We start from the raw sequence: 16,457 nt of genomic DNA on the forward strand, positions 1-16,457 counted from the left end.
ACGGGGTAAACGGGACGGGCAGGGCAGGAGGGATCAACAGGCCTGATCGGGGCAGTTCGGTACGGCACGGACGAAAACGGCAACTGGAGCTGATAATTCCAGGGCAAGTCGTGGTCACTATATGAGAATTGACGCTCTATTTGGGAAGCTCTTGTGGCGTTCTCTGTCACGTATGTGACTACGCGTCCGACGTATTCCGACGTATTGACGTATTCGGGGGAATCGCGCGGGCGCGGGGCCGCCGAGTGACCGGATCAACGGCATCCTGGGCCCATGGCCGCACATCGCAAGCCGTCGGAATCCGCCGCACTCGCGCAGGCGCTGAGCGCCGCGGTCCGAGGAGAGGTCGACTTCGGCCCCACGGCGAGGGCGTTGACGACGATGGACGCCTCCAACTACCGCCGCGTACCGCTCGCCGTCGTCACCCCGCGCGATGCCGACGACGTGGCCGCCGCGCTCGCCGTCTGCCGTTCACACGCCGTGCCCGTGGTCCCACGCGGCGGCGGCACCTCCATCGCCGGTCAGGCCACCGGCACCGGCGTCGTCCTCGACCTCACCCGCCATATGCGGAAGATCGTCGAGCTGGACGCCGAATCCCGTACAGCGGTCGTCCAGCCGGGAGTGATCCTGGACGACCTGCGCACCGCCGCCGCCCCGCACGGCCTCACCTTCGGTCCCGACCCCTCCACGCACAGCCGCTGCACGCTGGGCGGCATGATCGGCAACAACTCCTGCGGCGCGCACTCGGTCGCGTGGGGCACCACGGCCGACCATGTGCGCGCCCTGACCGTGGCCCGCTACGGCGGCGACACGCTGCGTCCGGGCCGGGCAGGGGAGGGGAAGGCCGAACCGCCCGCCGGGCTCGCGGGACTCATCGGACTCCCCGAACTCATCGGCGAGAACCTCGCCCTCCTGCGCACCGGATTCCCCGAACTCCCGCGCCGTATCTCCGGATACGCCCTGGACGCACTCCTGCCCGAGCGCGGAACCGATCTGGTCCGTGCCTTCTGCGGCAGCGAGGGCACGCTCGGTGTGGTGACGGAGGCGACCGTAGGGCTGGTCGAGGCACCGGCGGCCCGCGCGCTCGCCGTACTCGCCTACGCCGACGAGTCCGCGGCCGCCGAAGCCGCCTGCGGCCTGCTCCCGTTCCACCCCCTGACCGTGGAGGGCATGGCCGCCGATCTCGTGCGGGAACCGGCCGGGCTGCCGCGCGGAGGTGCCTGGCTCTTCGTCGAGACCGGCGGCGCCACCCCGGCCGAGGCGCGGGCGCACGCCGGGCGCATCCTCCGTGCGGCCGACGCGTCGGCCGGCAGGGTCGTCACCGACCCTGCCGGACAGCGGGCCCTGTGGCGCATCCGCGAGGACGCCGCCGGCACCGCCACGCGGATGCCGGACGGCACGGAGGCCTGGCCCGGCTGGGAGGACTGCGCCGTACCACCCGCCCGGCTCGGCCCGTACCTCCGCGACTTCCGTGCCCTGCTCGCCGCCCACGGGCTGCGCGGCGCCCCGTACGGGCACTTCGGCGAAGGCTGCGTCCACGTGCGGATCGACTTCGACCTGCTGGCCCCCGAGGGAGTGGTCCGCTTCCGCCGCTTCTCCGAGGAACTCGCGGACCTGGTCGTCGCGCACGGCGGATCACTGAGCGGGGAACACGGCGACGGCCAGGCCCGGGCCGAACTGCTCCCCCGCATGTACGGAGACGAACTGGTCGCCCTCTTCGCCCGGTTCAAGAACATCTGGGACCCGTACGGCGGCATGAACCCCGGCATCCTCACCCACCCCGCCCGGCTCGACGAGAACCTCCGCTTCGAGGTGCTGCCGAAGCGCCCGGTGGACGTCACGTTCGGCTACCCGCGCGACGGTGGCGACTTCTCCGCGGCGGTACGCAGATGTGTGGGCGTCGCCAAATGCCGCACGGCGGAGCCGGCGGGCGCGGGCGTGATGTGCCCGTCGTTCCGGGCGACCGGCGAGGAGGCCCACTCCACCCGCGGCCGGGCCCGCCTGCTGCACGAGATGCTCGCGGGCGAGGTGATCACGGACGGCTGGCGGTCGACGGAGGTGCGCGACGCGCTCGACCTCTGCCTGTCCTGCAAGGGCTGCCGCAGCGATTGCCCGGTGGGTGTCGACATGGCCACGTACAAGGCGGAGTTCCTGCACCACCACTACCGGGGGCGGCTGCGCCCGGCCGCCCACTACTCGATGGGACGGCTGCCGGCCTGGCTGCGTGCGGCGGCCCCGTTCGCACCTGCCCTGAACGCCCTGGCCCGGGTCCGCCCGCTGGCGGCCCTGGCCAAACGGCTGGCGGGCATCGCTCCGGAGCGGACGCTCCCGGTACTGGCACGGGAGACGTTCACCCGGTGGGTCCGGCGGCACCGGGGCAGGGGGGCGGTGATCCCGCCGGGCAACCGGGCGGTCGGTCTCTGGCCCGACACCTTCACCAACCACCTCTCGCCCGAGGTCGGGCGGGCGGCGGTCCGGGTCCTGGGGTCGGCGGGCCGGACCGCCCTGCTGCCGGGCCGAGGGCTGTGCTGCGGCCTCACCTACGTATCCACGGGCCAACTGAACAAGGCCCGCAAGGTCATGCGCCGCACCCTGGACCGGATGGGCCCCTCCCTGGGCGACCCACTGGTCGTCCTGGAACCGAGCTGCGCCGCCACCCTCCGCACCGAACTGCCCGAACTCCTCCCCGACGACCCGAGAGCCGCCGAACTGGCCGCTTCGGTAAGAACATTGGCCCAGTACCTGGAGGAGTACGCCCCCGACTGGCAGCCACCCCGCCTGAACCGCCCGGTCACCGGGCAGACCCACTGCCACCAGCACGCGGTCCTGGGCGACGCGGCGGAACGCCGACTGCGCGAACGGGCCGGACTGACCGGTGAGTTGAGCGGCGGCTGCTGCGGACTGGCCGGAAACTTCGGCTTCGAGCGGGGCCACTGGGCGGTGTCGGCGGCCTGTGCGGAGGAGGCCCTGTTGCCATCGGTGCGGGCCGCGGAGCCCGGTACGGAGTTTCTGGCGGACGGCTTCTCCTGCCGTACGCAGCTGGAGCAACTGGGCGGTGTGCGGGCCCGGCACCTGGCGGAGGTGCTGGCGGAGGGACTGCCTCCCGAATCGGGCACTTCCTGCGGCTGAGGCGCGGGGCGACCGGAGCCCGAGCTTCGGGAGCCGGGAGCCGGGAGCCGGGTTTCGAGCCTCGGGGAGGGCTTGTTCACTCTTTCGTGGGTGTGGGGAGGGGCTCGGGGCCGGGTCTTGAGCTTCGGGCTTCGGGGGCCGGGGGCCGGGCGTCGGGATTCGAGCGGTGTCGTACAACCGGTGGGTGAAAGAAGGGGGTTGGGGAAACCTCCCCGCCCTCCCCGACCTGTCACGGCCAGCAAGTATGACTAATCGTGACCGACTTGCGGCGCGGATTCGCGGCTGCTTACGGTGCCCAACGTAACGACCCCGACGCGGTGTTCTCACCACCGGCCGGGGTCTGACCCCAAGATCGAAAGAGGCGATCCCGTGGCTGTTTCAGACCTTAGCCCTACCCCGCGCGCCTCCGCATCCTCGCGCTCCCATCCGAAGGCCAAGCCCGGTTACGGAAAACGATCCGTGCCGGATCAACGCCCGCCCCACGAAGGTGATTTCGCGATGCTGCCCGAGCGTGAGCGGCACATCGCCGGTTACGTGGACGCGCTGCCCGAGGGTGCGGCGATGGATATCAAGTCGCTGGCCCGGAGTCAGCCGTTGTACGGGCAGATGGCCGTCGGCAGCGCGTTGCGGGCCCTGGGCGTGGCCGGTCATCTGCGGCATGTCCGGTGCCTGAGCGGCGAGGGCGGCCAGGTCCGCTGGGTCACCCGCACCTTCTGGTCCCGGGCCGCCCGTGACAACGAGTGGTGGGACGCCTTCCTCGCCGCCGAGGAGCGACGCTCCGCGCCGCAGGAGGCCGCCGCGCCACCGCCCCCGTGGGTTCATGCCGTCCCCGCCGCGTCCGAAGCGCCCGCATCCGTACCGGCGCAGCCGCCCATCGCGGCAGTGCCGCAGCAGCGCACCGCAGAGCCCGAGCCGCAGCCGGAGCCGGAGCCGGAGGCGACCGTGGACCGGCCCTCTCCCGCTTTCCTCGTTCTGGCCCGTCTCGGCCGTACCGACTCCCGCCTGGCCCTCTCGGCGGCGGACTGTGCGGCACTGGAGCAGGCGGCTGCCGAGTGGTTCGCGCGCGGTGTGGACGCCGACTACCTGACGCGCGTCCTCACCGCCGGGCTTCCCGCGTCTGTCGACTCGCCCTTCGGCTTCGTCCGCCGCCGTCTCCGCGACAAGCTCCCGCCCCGTCTGCCCGCCGCAGCCCCGGCCGTGCCGGGAACTCCCGTACGCCGTCTGATCATCGAGTGCACCGAGTGCGGCGTCCCAGGGAGGCCCGAAGCGTTCCGCGACGGCCTGTGCAGGCCCTGCCGCCAACTCGACCCGGCCTGACCGGCCCGACCGGCCGGGCCGCGCGAACTGCTCGCGAACTTCGGACCCAAGGAGTCCGGCGCCCTGCCCCAGCTCATCGTGGACGCCGCCTGCCCGGTGAACGGCAGCGCCCCGCGCCGGACGGGTCCGGCGCGGGGCGTGAGGGTCAGCCCTGGGCGGCGTAGGAGACGAAGTCGTCCCATGCGGTGGCAGAGAGGGCGAGCTCGGGGCTCAGTTGGTCCTTGGAGTCCCGGACGTGGATCGCCTGCGTCCCCTTCGCCACCTCGACGCAGGCGTCACCCTGCGAGCCGCTGTAGCTGCTCTTGAACCAGGCCAGTTCGGACGTGCTCATAGCGCTCCTCGCAATCGCTTCAGCAGGCCCAGGGAGTCCTCTGCGGTCAGGGCCTGCGAGCGCAGTTTCGCATAGCGGTGCTGGAGGAGACTGATCTCTTTCGCGTTGGCGATCAGCCGTCCGTTCTGCTGGCCCTCCGAGTAAGCGAACCACCGGTTCTCGGGAGTCTCGGCCAGCATGATCGGCCCGTCCAAGCCCGCGTGCGTCGGCCTCCGCGTCGGCATCACCTGAAACTCCACGTTCCAGTTCCGCGCGATCAACTCCACCAAGTGGTCGAAGAGTTCCCGCGTCACCGCCTCCCCGCCCGTCCACCGCTCCAGCACCGCCTGCTCCACGATGAAGCTGAATGCCGTCGGCGGCTTCCGTGTCACCGCCAGCAGCTCCTGTCGTGCCAGTCGCGCCGCGATCCGCTGCTCCAGTTCCTCCGGGTCGGGCAGCGGCGGCACGTTCAGCGACACCGCCCGCGCGTACGCCTCCGTCTGCAACAGGCCCGGCAAGACCCGGCACTCGTACGTGTACAGGCTGATCGCCGTCGTCTCCACCCGTGCCCATTGCCGGAACCAACTCGCCAGTCCCGCCTGCCGTGTCAGATGTGGCGCCGCCTTCCGTAGCGCGCCGGTGTTTCCGAGCGCCGACTCCGCTCGCTCCACGAAGTCGCGGTCCGGCATCCGGCGGCCCTGCTCGATCGAGGCGACGGTGTGCTTGGAGAAGCGCACCAGGTCGCCGAATTCCTCGCGACTGAAGCCCGCGTGCTCCCGTAAAGCCTGGACGAACGCGCCGAACGTGCGCAGACTGTCCGACACCCCCGGCTCGGCGCCGGCTCCCGCGCCCGTTCCTCCTGCCGTCGTTCCCGCAGCGCCGTCGTCCGTGTTCTCGTAGGCCACAGTCGGCCACCTTTCGCGCGCACCCGCCCCGCCGTACCGCTTCTGACTCGGCTCCATCGTCACGCCGGGTGATGCGTACTGTCCACTGATTGTGTGCGTACGCTGACTCAGCGTACGTGCGTCGGTCCTGGTGAACCCCTTTGCGCGCCCTGTGTATTGGGCGCATGAATCCACCGTCCACCCCCGCGACCGGTCAAGCGCCCCTCACCGTAGGTGTGTTCGTCCAGCGCTTCAGCTCCACCCCGCGCGGCGCACGCCTCGCTCGCCGGCTCGTGCTGCACCAGCTCGACGCCTGGGGTGTACCGCACGGCAGCGGGGCGTCCGACACCGCCGCCGTGCTGGTCGCAGAGCTCGCCGCCAACGCCGTCACGCACGGCCGCGTCCCCGGCCGGGACTTCGAGGTCACCGCCAAGCTCCTTGGCCGGACCCTGCGCATTGAGGTCTCCGACGCCCGGGGCGAGCTCCGGCCCCCCGCCCCGGCGCGCCACGCCCCGCGATGCCGCCGCTGGCGGAGACCGGCCGGGGCATGCTCCTGGTGGAGGCGCTCGCCGACCGGTGGGACGTCCTCGACCGCGTGCCCGTCGGCAAGACGGTGGTGGCCGAGCTGGACCTGCCGCACTGACGGCCCCGGATGCCGCACCGGCGGCCCCGCACGTCGCGCTGACAGGCGCCTGTGACGTCCGGTGGTCGAGGAGTGAGCCGGGGCGGGCGGGGGCGCTCCCCCGGCCGTCCGGTCCCGTGCGGGAGTTCCTCAGTCGTCGGTGGCGTCCCGCCCCACGATCTCGCGGGCGAGCGCGGCGAGCTTCGGCAGCGCGGGGTGGCCGGGGGCGTCGCGCCGGGCGAGCAGCACCGGGACGGTCGGGGCGTCGACGAGCGGGCGGTAGGCGACCCCCGGGTGCGGGTGCATTTCGGCGGTGGACGCGGCGGAGACCCCGGCGCCGCGCCCCGCCGCGATGGCGGTCAGCCAGTCGTCGGTGTTGGCGACGGTGAGGGTCGCTGCGGGCCTGGAGTCCGGCGGCCACAGATCCACGGTGGTGGTGCCGGAGACGGTGTTGAGGACGACGGTGCCGCCCGCCAGATCGGCGAGACGGAGCGTGGCGCGGGCGGCGAGCGGCCCGTCCGCGGCGACCGCCGCCACCCGGTCCTCCTCGAACAGCACCTCGGTGACGAGCCCCGGCGCCTCGACGGGGCCCCGCAGCAACGCCGCATCGACTTCGCCGCGGGTGAGCCCGGCGGTGCGGTCGTCGATCCGCAGCAGTTCGAGCGGGGTCTGCGGATACCGCTCCTGCCAACGCCGGAGCAGGGGTGTGGTGTACGGGCCGAACGCGGACCAGGCGTGCCCGAGCCGCAGCGGCCAGTGGCGCAGTCCGCCGGAGTCGAGCGCCTCGTCGAACGCGGCGACCGCGGCGGCGGCCCTGTCCCGGAAGGCGACGCCTTCGGGGGTGAGGACGAGATGGTGGGTGGACCGGTCGACGAGCCGGATGCCGAGGTGCTGCTCCAGGGCGGCGAGGGTGCGGGAGACCGCGGGCTGGGTGAGGCGGAGGCGGGCGGCGGCGCGGGTGACGTTGCCCTCGTCGGCGATCGCGAGGAAGGCGCGCAGATGGCGGACCTCGATACCGCGGCCGGAACTCCGGCCCGCAGCGTTCCCGGTACGGCCGTCACCGCTGCGTCCAAGGCTCATGCGCGGGAAGCATAACGGGAGCCCAACGGGCATTTCACGTGCCACGCGGAGGTACCTACCGTAAGGGGAGGTACCGCACGGCGAAAGTGCAGTATATTCAATCAGCTAGTGCATTGAAATGCACTGCCGGATTCGGGAGGAACACCGCAGGTGAACGACCAGCGCAGTGCAGCAGGGGCAGCGGCCGCGGAACAGGCCGCGGCCGTCGCCGTGCCGGAGGCGGTGTCCGCCCTGGGCGGGGCGGCAGGTCCTGCACGCCCCAAGGGCCGAAGGGCGGCACTCGCCCCGGTCGCGCTGGTGGTCGCGGGCGGGCTCTCCGTCCAGTTCGGCTCCGCGGTCGCGGTCCTGCTGATGCCGCGGGCCGGCGCGCTCGGGGTTGTCAGCCTGCGCCTGGCCGTCGCCGCGCTCGTCATGCTGATCGTCTGCCGCCCGAAGCTGCGCGGCTACTCGCGCGCCGACTGGGGCACGGTCCTCGCGTTCGGGGTGGCCATGGGCGGCATGAACACACTCTTCTACCAGGCCGCCGACCGCATCCCGCTGGGCGCGGCCGTCACCCTGGAGGTGCTGGGCCCGCTGGCCCTCTCGGTGATCGCCTCCCGCCGCCTGGTCAACGTGGTGTGGGCGGGCCTCGCGCTGGGCGGTGTCGTGCTGCTGAGCGGGGGTGGCTTCGACCGCCTCGATCCGGTGGGCGCCGCGTACGCACTGGGCGCGGGCGCCTTGTGGGCCACGTACATCGTCTTCAGTGCCCGCACCGGCCGCCGCTTCCCCCAAGCGGACGGCCTCGCCCTGGCCCTGGTGGTCGCCGCGCTCCTCTCCCTGCCCCTCGGCATCCTGGAGTCGGGCTCGAAACTGCTGGTCCCGTCCACGCTGGGACTGGGTGCGGCGGTGGCGCTGCTGAGCTCGGTCCTTCCGTACACCCTCGAACTCATGGCGCTGCGCCGCCTGCCCGCGCCCACCTTCGCGATCCTGATGAGCCTGGAACCCGCGATCGCGGCCACGGCCGGCTTCCTCATCCTCGACCAGGCCCTCTCCACGACGGACGCCCTGGCCATAGCCCTGGTCATCGGGGCGAGCATGGGCGCGGTGCGAAGCCAGGTGCGGGTCGGGAAGCGCCGCGACCACGCCTGAGGGCCCGCCCGCGCCCCGCCCGCACTCCGCTACCAGCTGCCCCGGACACTCGACGCGTCGACCCGTTTCCGTCGCCCGGAACGAGCCGCACGCCCTCCGCTGCGTGCGGCCGGTCCACCGGCCCGCCGCGCCTCCTGGGCTTGCTCCTGATCCGAACGGGAAGTGAGTTGTGACGTCGATCGAGTGCGCGGCGACGGCCCCGGCGCGTGGGCAGCTTGTGCGGCGCCAGCGGTCGGGCGTAGCCGCAGCCGGGCAGCCGCGCGACTCGGAGGCCCTCCCGGACCAGGGAGCCGTTGCTGCCCTCGGGGTACGCGCAGTCGCGTGCCGGGTCGATCCGCTTGTCGACCTCGATGTGCCGGCGGCCGCGCTCAGGCGCGGCGGACCCGCCAGAGCCATGCTGCCGTGCCAGCCATCAGGGCGAGCATCGCCAGGTTGGCCAGGAGGGCCGGGGTGCCGGCCTCCGGGCCGCCACTGGACAGGTTCCAGGTGGCGATGATGACAGTCGGCAGGACGGCGGCGAGCAGTACGCCGGTGGTCTTCTGGGCGGCGGTCCAGTGCACCGAGGTGCACAGGAGTACCGCGCCGACGACGCGGAACAGGACGCCGAACAGCGGGCCGGGGAGGTCGGGGAAGACCATCATGAACGGCATCGAGAGGGTGAGCATCAGGAGCGGGACCAGGGGGTGCACCTTGCCGCGCCGGGCGGGTGCACCGACACCGCCCCGGGTCGAGGCCCCGGCGGCCCCGTTCCCCGCCTCGGACAGCGCCGTCGCCGCGATCGTGCGAGGGTCCCCCAGCTCCGCCAGGACCTCGCCGATCGCGGCATCGGGGCGTTCGGCGCGCGTCACCTCGATGTGTTCGGCGAGGTCGGCGAGGAGTTCCTGGCGACGGTCGGCGGGGAGCGCGGAGGCCTCGCGCTCGACTGCGGAGAGGTAGTCGCGTACAAGGTCGGTGGCGGTCTTCATGCGAGGTCTCCGGTGGAGGGGTGCGGGGTGGTCAGGAAGGCGTCGACGGCGTTGCGGAAGCCGGGCCAGACGCGGGTGAACTCGTCGAGTGCGGCCCGGCCGCTGTCGGTGAGCGCGTAGTAGCGACGGGGTGGTCCGGAGGCGGACTCCTGCCAGGTGGTGGTGACCAGGTCGTCGCGGCGGAGCCGGGAGAGCAGCGGGTAGACCGTGCCCTGGCTGGTGGCCAGGGCACCGGAGTCCTCCAAGGCATGGAGGAGTTCCACGCCGTAGCGGGGGCGGTCCCGCATCAGGGCGAGTACGCAGTACTCCAGGACACCCTTGCGCAGCTGGGTGGCTGCCCGGGCCTGCTTGGTCGAATCACCTGGTTCCATGCGATGCAAGATACCTGGTGGGGCAAGGGGATCGGAAGGGGGGATGCCCTTGCTCCATCGGTCTGGCGGTGTTGACGCTTGCGAAGGCCCGGCCCTGCCTGAACGCGGAGCCCTTCACCCCGGAACCGTGAACCCCTCGCCCTGGGTGAGGCCGGGATCGAGGGCCCGGTCATGTTCGAGGAGGGCGCGGGCGCCTCCAGCCGCCTCCACCCGCTCGAGCGCCCGAAGTTCGGCAAGCTGCTCGTCTACGCGCGGCCGGGTGGCACCGTGCACATCTCCGAGACGTTCCGCCTCGTGCGCGGCACCCAGCACATCCTCGACGTGCTCGACGTCCTGCACGGGGCCGCCTCGCCCTGCGCGCCCACGACGGCGCGTTCGGGCGCACGGCCTGCCGACGCCCCGGTGGCGGGACAGAAAATAATGCAAGCATGCTTGCTTGTTTATGGGTCCGCTGCCATGCTCCTGGGCACACCGCCTTGCCCCGAGGGGAGTGCACTGTGCCCGATGTCGCCGCCCTGCTCGACGATCTGCGTGAAGAGAGCCAGGAACTCGACGTACTCGTACGGGAGTTGAGCACCGGTAAGTGGGTCGCGCCGACCCCTTCCCCCGGCTGGAGCATCGCGCATCAGATCGCCCATCTCACCTGGACCGACGAAGTCGCGCTGCTGGCCGCCACCGATGCCGACGCCTTCGCCCGGGAGGTCACCAAGGCGATGGAGGCCCCCGAATCCTTCGTCGACCGGGGTGCCGAGGAACTGGCCGTGCTCGCCCCGGACGCGCTCCTCGCGCGGTGGCGGGACGGGAGGGGGCGGCTCGACGCGGTGCTGCGGGCCGCTCCGGCCGGTGTTCGTATCCCCTGGTACGGGCCGCCGATGAGCGTCGCCTCGATGGCGACCGCCCGGATCATGGAGACCTGGGCACACGGCCATGACATCGCCGACACCCTCGGCGTCACCAGGACCCCCACCGCCCGGCTGCGGCACGTCGCCCGGATCGGTGTGCGGGCCAGGGACTACGCCTACCTGGCGCGGAGGATCGCGGCGCCAGAGGAGGAGTTCCGGGTCGAACTGACAGCACCCGACGGCGAGTTGATCACGTTCGGCGCGCAGGACGCGCCGCAGCGCGTCACCGGGCCGCTGGTCGACTTCTGCCTCCTCGTCACCCAGCGCGCCCACCGCGACGACCTCGCCGTCATGGCCGTCGGGCCTGACGCCGACCGGTGGCTCGACATCGCCCAGGCGTTCGCCGGGCCCGCCGGACCCGGCCGCGCACCCCGGGGAGGCGGTGCACCGAAGGGAGACGACGAGTGACTGGACCGCGTACCCCGGCCGACCCGTCGCAGACGACCGAGAAGCCGCCGCGGACGACCGGACCGCTGCGGATCGGCAACGCCTCCGGGTTCTACGGCGACCGCTTCGACGCCGTACGCGAGATGCTCACCGGCGGCCCCCTCGACGTCCTCACCGGGGACTATCTCGCCGAGCTGACCATGCTCATCCTCGGCCGGAGCCGGCTCAAGGACCCCGCACACGGGTACGCCACCACCTTCCTGCGCCAGCTCGAAGAGGGCCTCGGGCTCGCCCACGAGCGCGGCGTGAAGATCGTCACCAATGCCGGAGGGCTCAATCCGGCAGGACTGGCCGACGCCGTGCGGGAGTTGGCACAGAAGGTGGGAGTGCCCGTACGGGTCGCCCATGTGGAGGGCGACAGCCTCCCCGTACCCGAGGGCTTCCTCACCGCCAACGCCTACCTCGGCGGCGCGGGGATCGCCGCCTGCCTCACCGCGGGCGCCGATGTCGTCGTCACCGGACGGGTCACCGACGCCGCCCTCGTCACCGGGCCCGCCGCCGCGCACTTCGGCTGGGGACCCGACGACCACGACGCCCTCGCCGGGGCCGTCGTCGCCGGACACGTACTGGAGTGCGGAACCCAGGCCACCGGGGGGAATTACTCGTTCTTCCGGGGCCATGACCTGCGCCGGCCCGGCTTTCCCGTAGCCGAGCTCCATGCCGACGGGTCGTCCGTCATCACCAAGCACGACGGCACAGGCGGTGTCGTCGACATCGGCACCGTCACCGCCCAGTTGCTGTACGAGACCGGCGGCCCCCGGTACGCCGGACCGGACGTCACCGCCCGGCTCGACACCGTACGGCTGACCCAGGAAGGCCCCGACCGGGTACGGATCTCCGGCGTGCGCGGCGAGGCCCCGCCGCCCACACTCAAAGTCGGCCTCAACCGGCTCGGCGGCTGGCGCAACGAAGTCGTCTTCGTACTCACCGGGCTCGACATCGAGGCCAAGGCGCAGCTCGTCAAGGACCAGTTCGCACAGGCGCTCGACCGGTCCCGTACCCGCCCCGCAGAGGTTCGCTGGGAGTTGGCCCGGACCGACCGGGCCGACGCCGACACCGAGGAGAGGGCCTGCGCCCTGCTCCGGCTCGTCGTCCGCGACCAGGACCCGGAGGCCGTCGGACGCGCGGTCTCCGGCGCGGCGATCGAGCTCGCCCTCGGCAGCTACCCGGGCTTCCATGTCACCGCCCCGCCCGGAAAGGGCGCACCGTACGGGGTGTTCGAGGCAACGTACATACCGGCCGGCGAGGTCCCGCACGTCGCCGTCCTGCCGGACGGGCGGCGGGAGAGTCAGGAACATCCCGCGCGGACGCAGCCGCTCCGGGAAGCCGCGGAGCCGTCGCTGCCCGAGCCCCTGCCGTCCGCCGGACCCACCCGGACCGCCCCGCTCGGCCGGGTCGCGGGTGCCCGCAGCGGTGACAAGGGCGGGGACGCCAACGTGGGAGTGTGGGCCGTCGGCGACGGCGCCTGGCGGTGGCTGGCCCATGAGCTGACCGTCGAACGGTTCCGGGAGCTGCTTCCGGAGACCGCCGGTCTCACCGTCGTACGCCATGTCCTGCCGAACCTGCGTGCCCTGAACTTCGTCGTGCAGGGGCTGCTCGGCGAGGGCGTCGCCGCCCAGCACCGGTTCGACCCCCAGGCCAAGGCGGTGGGGGAGTGGCTGCGCTCCCGGCACCTCCCCATTCCCGTATCGCTGCTGGAAGCCGCCCACGCACCGGAGGTGAACGCATGACCGTCCTGCCCACCGGGCTCGACACCGCGAGCCCCGAATACGCCGCGAACCGCGCGGCCATGCTGGCCAAACTCGACGAGCTGGCCGGTGAGCACACCAAGGCGCGGGCGGGCGGCGGTGAGAAGTACGTCGAGCGGCACCGCTCGCGCGGAAAGCTCCTGGCCAGGGAGCGGATCGAGCTGCTGATCGACGAGGACACCCCGTTCCTCGAACTGTCGCCGCTCGCCGCTTGGGGCAGCGACTACGCGATCGGCGCCTCGCTCGTCACCGGAATCGGGGTGGTGTCGGGCGTGGAGTGCCTGATCACCGCCAACGACCCGACCGTACGCGGCGGCGCCTCCAACCCCTGGACCCTGAAGAAGGCCCTGCGGGCTAACGAGATCGCCTTCGCCAACCGGCTGCCCTGCATCAGCCTCGTCGAGTCCGGGGGTGCCGATCTTCCGTCGCAGAAGGAGATCTTCATCCCGGGCGGGGCGCTGTTCCGCGACCTCACCCGGCTGTCGGCGGCCGGCATCCCGACCGTGGCCGTCGTCTTCGGGAACTCGACCGCCGGTGGGGCGTACGTCCCCGGCATGTCCGACCACACCGTCATGATCAAGGAACGGTCCAAGGTGTTCCTCGGCGGGCCGCCGCTGGTGAAGATGGCGACCGGCGAGGAGAGCGACGACGAATCGCTCGGCGGCGCCGAGATGCACGCCCGCACCTCCGGGCTCGCCGACCACTTCGCCGTCGACGAGCAGGACGCGCTGCGCCAGGCCCGCCGGATCGTCGCCCGCCTCAACTGGCGCAAGGCACACCCGGATCCGGGACCGGCCGAACCGCCGAAGTACGACGAGGACGAGCTGATCGGCATCGTGCCCGGCGATCTGAAGGTGCCCTTCGACCCGCGCGAGGTCATCGCCCGGCTCGTCGACGGCTCCGACTTCGACGCGTTCAAGCCGCTGTACGGGACCAGCCTGGTGACCGGATGGGCCACGCTTCACGGCTATCCCGTCGGCATCCTCGCCAATGCGCAAGGCGTGCTGTTCAGCGAGGAGTCGCAGAAGGCCGCCCAGTTCATCCAGCTCGCCAACCAGCGCGACATCCCCCTGCTCTTCCTGCACAACACCACCGGCTACATGGTCGGCAAGGAGTACGAGCAGGGCGGCATCATCAAGCACGGCGCGATGATGATCAACGCGGTGTCGAACTCCGGGGTCCCGCATCTGTCCGTGCTGATGGGCGCCTCGTACGGGGCCGGGCACTACGGCATGTGCGGACGGGCGTACGACCCGCGCTTCCTCTTCGCCTGGCCCAGCAGCAAGTCCGCCGTCATGGGGCCGCAACAGCTCGCCGGGGTGCTGTCCATCGTCGCCCGCGCCTCCGCCGCCGCCAAGGGACTGCCGTACGACGACAAGGCTGCCGAGGCCGACGCCGGGCTGCGCGCCATGGTCGAGCAGCAGATCGAGTCCGAGTCGCTGCCGATGTTCCTGTCCGGGCGGCTGTACGACGACGGGGTCATCGACCCGCGCGACACCAGGACCGTCCTCGGGATGTGCCTGTCCGCGATCCACACCGCCCCGGTCGAAGGCGCCCGCGGCGGCTTCGGAATCTTCCGGATGTGAGGCCACAGATGATCTCCACACTGCTCGTCGCCAACCGGGGCGAGATCGCCTGCCGGATCTTCCGCACGTGCCGTGCGCTGGGCATCGCCACCGTCGCCGTGTACTCCGACGCGGACGCCGGCGCATTGCACGTACGGGAGGCGGACACCGCCGTACGGCTGCCGGGCGCCGCCCCGTCCGACACCTATCTGCGCGGCGACCTCGTCGTACGCGCCGCGCTCGCGGCGGGCGCCGACGCCGTCCATCCCGGGTACGGCTTCCTCTCCGAGAACGCCGGATTCGCCCGTGCCGTGCAGGACGCCGGTCTCGTCTGGGTGGGGCCGCCGGTCAAGGCCATCGAGCTGATGGCGTCCAAGACCCGCGCCAAGGAGCTGATGGCCGCCGCCGGGGTGCCGCTGCTCGCGCCCGTCGACACGGAGAAGGCCACCGCCGACGACCTTCCGCTGCTGCTGAAGGCGGCGGCGGGCGGCGGCGGACGCGGCATGCGGATCGTACGGGAACGCGCAGATCTGTCGGGCGAGTTGATAGCCGCCTCCGCCGAGGCCGCTGCCGCCTTCGGGGACGGCGAGGTCTTCGCGGAGCCGTACGTGGAGCACGGCCGGCACGTCGAGGTCCAGGTCATGGCCGACGAGCACGGCGGGGTCTGGGCGCTCGGCACCCGCGACTGCTCGCTCCAGCGCCGCCACCAGAAGGTCATCGAGGAGGCCCCCGCACCCGGCCTCGACGACGCGCTGCGGACCCGGCTGCACGATGCCGCCGTGGCTGCGGCCCGCGCCGTCGGCTACCGGGGCGCGGGCACCGTCGAGTTCCTCCTCGCCGCCGACGGACGGCCGTACTTCCTGGAGATGAACACCCGCCTCCAGGTCGAACACCCCGTCACCGAAGCCGTCTTCGGGCTCGACCTCGTCGCCCTGCAACTGCGCATCGCGGAAGGCGAACCGCTGCCCGCCACCGCACCCCCCGAGCCGCACGGCCACGCCGTCGAGGCCCGGCTCTACGCCGAGGACCCCGCCCGCGACTGGCAGCCGCAGACCGGAGCACTGCACACGCTGGAAATGCCGGACGAACCCGGACTGCGCCTCGACACCGGATACACCGGCGGCGACACCATCGGCGTGCACTACGACCCGATGCTCGCCAAGGTCATCGCCCACGCCCCCACCCGGGGCGAAGCCGTACGCCTCCTCGCCCGCGCCCTGGAACGCGCCCGCATCCACGGACCGGTCACCAACCGCGACCTGCTCGTACGGTCCCTGCGCCACCCCGACTTCCGCGCCGCCCGCCTCGACACCGGCTTCTACGACCGCCACCTGAACACCCTCACCCCCGCCCCGGACGAAGCGGACCACCGCACCGCCGCCCTGGCCGCCGCCCTCGCCGACGCCGCCACCCGGCACCACGGCCCCGGCCCGCCCGCTTCGGCGCCTGGCGCAACATCTCCTCGCAACCCCAGGTCAAGCGCTACCGCACCGAACCCGACGGCACCGAACACCAGGCCGCCTACCGCACCACACGCACCGGCCCCGTCCCCGAAACGGGAGAACGGGTCATCGCCGCCCGCCCCGGTCACGTCACTCTCGAAGTCGGCTCCGTCACCCGCCACTTCGCCATCACCTTCCACCGGGACCAGGTGTACGTGGACACCGCCACCGGCTCGTACACCTTCACCGCCCTGCCCCGCTTCACCGACCCCACCGACCGGACCGCGCCCGGTTCCCTGCTCGCCCCCATGCCCGGCACCGTCGTCCGCATCGCGGACGGGCTCGGGGCCGGGGCGGCGGTCGAAGCCGGGCAGCCACTGATCTGGCTGGAGGCGATGAAGATGGAACACCGCATCCTCGCCCCCGCCTCCGGCACCCTCACCGCACTGCACGCCGCCCCCGGCCTCCAGGTGGAGGTCGGCGCCCTGCTCGCCGTCGTCGCCGAACCCGCAGACCCTGAGGAGGTGGGATCTAGTGTCTGATTCTT

At 72.3% G+C, this 16,457-nt stretch carries 12 protein-coding genes and 2 pseudogenes; 8 read left to right on the forward strand and 6 right to left on the reverse strand.

Annotated elements, in window-relative coordinates:
- The first annotated feature begins 273 nt into the window (after window positions 1-273).
- Both GA0115254_RS38210 and GA0115254_RS38215 read left to right on the forward strand, forming a co-directional pair.
- Window positions 274-3,129: an FAD-binding and (Fe-S)-binding domain-containing protein gene (locus GA0115254_RS38210; RefSeq protein ID WP_093899845.1), complete on the forward strand. Its 2,856-nt coding sequence runs from the start codon at window positions 274-276 to the stop codon at window positions 3,127-3,129.
- 369 nt (window positions 3,130-3,498) lie between these two features.
- The gene (locus GA0115254_RS38215) at window positions 3,499-4,446 is read left to right on the forward strand and encodes a MarR family transcriptional regulator (protein ID WP_370741016.1); all 948 of its coding nucleotides are present in this window, start codon (window positions 3,499-3,501) and stop codon (window positions 4,444-4,446) included.
- 145 nt (window positions 4,447-4,591) lie between these two features.
- Here the strand turns inward: GA0115254_RS38215 and GA0115254_RS38220 are convergent, their stop codons facing one another.
- On the reverse strand, window positions 4,592-4,777 hold the full coding sequence (locus tag GA0115254_RS38220) for a DUF397 domain-containing protein (protein WP_093899847.1): 186 nt from the start codon (window positions 4,775-4,777) through the stop codon (window positions 4,592-4,594).
- Window positions 4,774-5,661 (reverse strand): helix-turn-helix domain-containing protein, encoded by an 888-nt coding sequence (locus GA0115254_RS38225; protein ID WP_370741017.1) that lies wholly within the window; start codon window positions 5,659-5,661, stop codon window positions 4,774-4,776. The genes GA0115254_RS38220 and GA0115254_RS38225 overlap by 4 nt, the downstream gene beginning before the upstream one ends.
- 164 nt (window positions 5,662-5,825) lie before the next feature.
- Between GA0115254_RS38225 and GA0115254_RS38230 the strand changes: the two are divergent.
- Window positions 5,826-6,283, forward strand: a pseudogene (locus GA0115254_RS38230) (ATP-binding protein).
- A gap of 129 nt (window positions 6,284-6,412) precedes the next feature.
- Here GA0115254_RS38230 and GA0115254_RS38235 read toward each other — a convergent pair.
- The gene (locus tag GA0115254_RS38235; protein ID WP_256102985.1) at window positions 6,413-7,342 is read right to left on the reverse strand and encodes a LysR family transcriptional regulator; all 930 of its coding nucleotides are present in this window, start codon (window positions 7,340-7,342) and stop codon (window positions 6,413-6,415) included.
- Between the two features lie 150 nt (window positions 7,343-7,492).
- On the opposite strand from GA0115254_RS38235, the gene GA0115254_RS38240 reads away from it, so the two are divergent.
- Window positions 7,493-8,470, forward strand: a complete 978-nt coding sequence (locus GA0115254_RS38240) for an EamA family transporter (RefSeq protein WP_093899850.1) — start codon at window positions 7,493-7,495, stop codon at window positions 8,468-8,470.
- A gap of 368 nt (window positions 8,471-8,838) precedes the next feature.
- On the opposite strand, the gene GA0115254_RS38245 is transcribed toward GA0115254_RS38240, so the two are convergent.
- The 3 genes from GA0115254_RS38245 to GA0115254_RS44995 form a co-directional block, all read right to left on the reverse strand.
- A complete protein-coding gene (locus GA0115254_RS38245; protein ID WP_093899851.1) occupies window positions 8,839-9,435 on the reverse strand; it encodes an HAAS signaling domain-containing protein in 597 nt (198 codons plus the stop codon).
- Entirely contained in the window at window positions 9,432-9,806 is a 375-nt protein-coding gene (locus GA0115254_RS38250) for a PadR family transcriptional regulator (RefSeq protein WP_093899852.1), read from the reverse strand. The genes GA0115254_RS38245 and GA0115254_RS38250 overlap by 4 nt, the downstream gene beginning before the upstream one ends.
- A gap of 114 nt (window positions 9,807-9,920) precedes the next feature.
- The gene (locus tag GA0115254_RS44995) at window positions 9,921-10,145 is read right to left on the reverse strand and encodes a hypothetical protein (protein WP_176740458.1); all 225 of its coding nucleotides are present in this window, start codon (window positions 10,143-10,145) and stop codon (window positions 9,921-9,923) included.
- 158 nt (window positions 10,146-10,303) lie between these two features.
- Between GA0115254_RS44995 and GA0115254_RS38260 the strand changes: the two genes are divergently transcribed.
- From GA0115254_RS38260 to GA0115254_RS38275, 4 genes and pseudogenes are all read left to right on the forward strand, one after another.
- On the forward strand, window positions 10,304-11,116 hold the full coding sequence (locus tag GA0115254_RS38260) for a TIGR03084 family metal-binding protein (protein WP_093899919.1): 813 nt from the start codon (window positions 10,304-10,306) through the stop codon (window positions 11,114-11,116).
- A gap of 65 nt (window positions 11,117-11,181) precedes the next feature.
- The gene (locus GA0115254_RS38265) at window positions 11,182-12,885 is read left to right on the forward strand and encodes an acyclic terpene utilization AtuA family protein (protein ID WP_256102990.1); all 1,704 of its coding nucleotides are present in this window, start codon (window positions 11,182-11,184) and stop codon (window positions 12,883-12,885) included.
- Window positions 12,882-14,489, forward strand: a complete 1,608-nt coding sequence (locus GA0115254_RS38270) for an acyl-CoA carboxylase subunit beta (RefSeq protein WP_093899854.1) — start codon at window positions 12,882-12,884, stop codon at window positions 14,487-14,489. The genes GA0115254_RS38265 and GA0115254_RS38270 overlap by 4 nt, the downstream gene beginning before the upstream one ends.
- Before the next feature lie 8 nt (window positions 14,490-14,497).
- Window positions 14,498-16,452 (forward strand): annotated as a pseudogene (locus GA0115254_RS38275) (biotin carboxylase N-terminal domain-containing protein).
- The last annotated feature ends 5 nt before the right edge of the window (window positions 16,453-16,457 follow it).

Origin of the sequence: Streptomyces sp. Ncost-T10-10d, assembly GCF_900091955.1 — a bacterium.
Taxonomy (GTDB): domain Bacteria; phylum Actinomycetota; class Actinomycetes; order Streptomycetales; family Streptomycetaceae; genus Streptomyces.

What these genes read in the sequence shown, in the direction of transcription:
- GA0115254_RS38245 (WP_093899851.1), bottom strand. Translation starts at nt 9,435, where the DNA reads ATGAAGACCGCCACCGACCTTGTACGCGACTACCTCTCCGCAGTCGAG.
- GA0115254_RS38235 (WP_256102985.1), bottom strand. Translation starts at nt 7,342, where the DNA reads ATGAGCCTTGGACGCAGCGGTGACGGCCGTACCGGGAACGCTGCGGGC.
- GA0115254_RS38250 (WP_093899852.1), bottom strand. Translation starts at nt 9,806, where the DNA reads ATGGAACCAGGTGATTCGACCAAGCAGGCCCGGGCAGCCACCCAGCTG.
- GA0115254_RS38210 (WP_093899845.1), top strand. Translation starts at nt 274, where the DNA reads ATGGCCGCACATCGCAAGCCGTCGGAATCCGCCGCACTCGCGCAGGCG.
- GA0115254_RS38270 (WP_093899854.1), top strand. Translation starts at nt 12,882, where the DNA reads ATGACCGTCCTGCCCACCGGGCTCGACACCGCGAGCCCCGAATACGCC.
- GA0115254_RS38220 (WP_093899847.1), bottom strand. Translation starts at nt 4,777, where the DNA reads ATGAGCACGTCCGAACTGGCCTGGTTCAAGAGCAGCTACAGCGGCTCG.